At 67.1% G+C, this 2,356-nt stretch carries 2 protein-coding genes; one reads left to right on the plus strand and one right to left on the minus strand.

What is annotated here, in order from left to right:
* On the minus strand, nucleotides 1-969 hold a 969-nt coding region (locus ELR45_RS37025), incomplete at its 3' end, for an AbgT family transporter (protein ID WP_205856135.1).
* 219 nt (nucleotides 970-1,188) lie between these two features.
* Here ELR45_RS37025 and ELR45_RS06390 point away from each other — a divergent pair.
* On the plus strand, nucleotides 1,189-2,205 hold the full coding sequence (locus tag ELR45_RS06390; protein ID WP_205856136.1) for an Lrp/AsnC family transcriptional regulator: 1,017 nt from the start codon (nucleotides 1,189-1,191) through the stop codon (nucleotides 2,203-2,205).
* Nucleotides 2,206-2,356: the final 151 nt, after the last annotated feature.

The raw sequence follows: 2,356 nt of genomic DNA on the forward strand, positions 1-2,356 counted from the left end.
AAGGAAGCTGCCGTCCTCGGCTCGCATCGGTGCCCCGGCCGGCAGCGTCAGAGCCAGGACGCCGGACAGCGTGACAAGCAGTGCCACCCCGGCCCATCGCAGTCCGCTCCGCTCCGCGTCGGTGAGCTCGGGGTTGGTGAGGTCCGGGTCGTGTGTGCTCACGTCGCTCGTTATCTGGGCCGTCTCGGCAGACCCGGCCCCGTCGGCCCGCGTCCGTACGGTGGGCACCTGCTTCCGGACCAGCGACGGCTCCAGGACTCGATCGATGAGGAAGCCGGAAACAATGCCGAGAAGGACGGCGATGGTGGCTGTGAGGAAGTAGTTCGACACGGGCGTGACCGGTGTCCCGGGGTCCCCCAGGGATTCCGCGGCCGACGTGGTGATGCCGCTGAGCAGCGCATCCGCACTGGTGATGAATGGACTGCAGCTGTAGCCCGCGGTTACGGCGGCGAACGACCCGAGCAATCCGGCCACGGGATGCCGGCCAGCGGCTTTGAAGACCATCGCGGCGAGCGGCGGCAATGCGACCATTGACGCGTCACTCATGATGTTGCCGGCTACCGAGATGATGCCGACGACGTAAGGCAGCGCCCATCGGGGTGCGCGCCCGAAGGCCCGACGGACCATCGCAGCCAACAAGCCGGTGCGCTGCGCGACGCCGACCGCCAGCAGGATGGTCAGGACCACACCCAGCGGCGGGAACTCGATGAAGTTGGTGACCAGGCTGCTGGTGAGCCAGGTGAAGCCCTCGGCGCTGAAAAAGCCCTGGATGGGGGTGGTTTCCTCGTCGCCGGGGACCTCCACGACGAGGTCGAACGCCGCCATGATGCTCGAGGCGAGTGCGACCACGGCGAACAACAGGAGGAACAGGGAGAACGGATCGGGGAGCCGGTTGCCGACGCGCTCGATGCCGTCCAGCAGGCGCGCGCCGCGGCCCGGCCTGGTCGTGGTGGGTGCTTCCGTGCTCATCTCTCACCTCTCTCGCGTCTGTGCACACCGGAAGCCGCCTCGCATCCGGAATACGGACCGAAAGGCGCTCTGACCGGCCGCAACGTCGTCGAAACAACTCCGTGCCAGAGGCTGGAGCGGACGGGGAGGTCCGAGATCGCTCCGTTTGAAGCGCGACACTACGTACGGCTCGGCAAGTGATGACAAGAATGCCGGAAATCTCTAATGTGGACGTCTGTGATGCAGGATTCGAACGTCATCGATGAACTCGATCTCGAGATCACGAACGCCCTGCAGCTGGCGCCGCGAGTTTCGTGGACCGACCTCGCGGACGTGCTCGGCGCCGATCCCACGACGCTGGCGCGCCGGTGGCAACGTCTTGTCGATGACGGTGTCGCGCGCATCACGGTTGTCCCCGGGCGGAATGCTGTCACCGAGTTGCTCTCGGCCTATGTCGATCTGCGCTGCGCGAACGGGACGGTGGCCGAGGTGGCTCAGACACTGGCCGACCATCCCGAGGTGCTCTCGATCCACCACACAGCGGGATCGGCACAGCTGATGACAGTCCTGACGGGCGGAGGGCAGCTGCCCTCGTACCTCCTCGAGCGGCTCGGCGCGATTCCCGGAATACTGGACTACGCAGTGCATATCGTCACCGACCTGCTGTTCGAGACGCACCGCTGGCACGTGCGCGCACTGACGGCCGAGCAGCAGTCCAGGCTGCGAACGCTGAGCTCGGCGGGCCAGGAGGGTCAGGTGCCACACAGGCAGATCACCGCCGTCGACCGGACGATCATCGCGAACCTGTGCATGAATGGGCGGGCCAGTCACCGGGAGCTGACAGACGGGACGGGAGCCAGCGCTTCTGTCGTGGCGAGGCGGCTGAGGCGGCTGCTGCGGGACCGGGTGATCGGGCTGCGCTGTGACGTCGCCCGACCGCGGCTCGGGCTGCCCAGCGCGGCGTTCCTGCGTGGAACGCTGGACGGACGGGAGCTGAAAGCGGCTCAGCACCAGCTGGGCGACCGGATCCCAGAGCTGAGACTGATCGCGGCCGTCGCCGGTCAGCACAATGTCCAGCTATCGGTGTGGCTGCGCTCCGCCGCGGACCTTTTCCGGGTGGAGGACCGGCTGGCCAAGGAGCTGCCGAGTCTGCGGATCGTGGACCGGATCCTGGTGCTGAGGACCATGAAGCTCATGGGGCATACCTTCGACGACTCCTCCCGCTACGTGCGTACCGTCCCGCTACGCATCGGCTAGTACGCGAGAAGTCCGCGTCCGGCGTCGAGGACGCTAGTGCCCCGTAAAGCCGGTCTCTTGACGGCTGTGGCGCCCAGGCGGCGCCTCGCGGCGTTGCCGTCGTCGTCCGATGTACCAGCATCGACCTCCTCCGGCGCCTTGCGAGGCATCC

Origin of the sequence: Phytoactinopolyspora endophytica, from assembly GCF_004138495.1 — a bacterium.
Lineage (GTDB): Bacteria > Actinomycetota > Actinomycetes > Jiangellales > Jiangellaceae > Phytoactinopolyspora > Phytoactinopolyspora endophytica.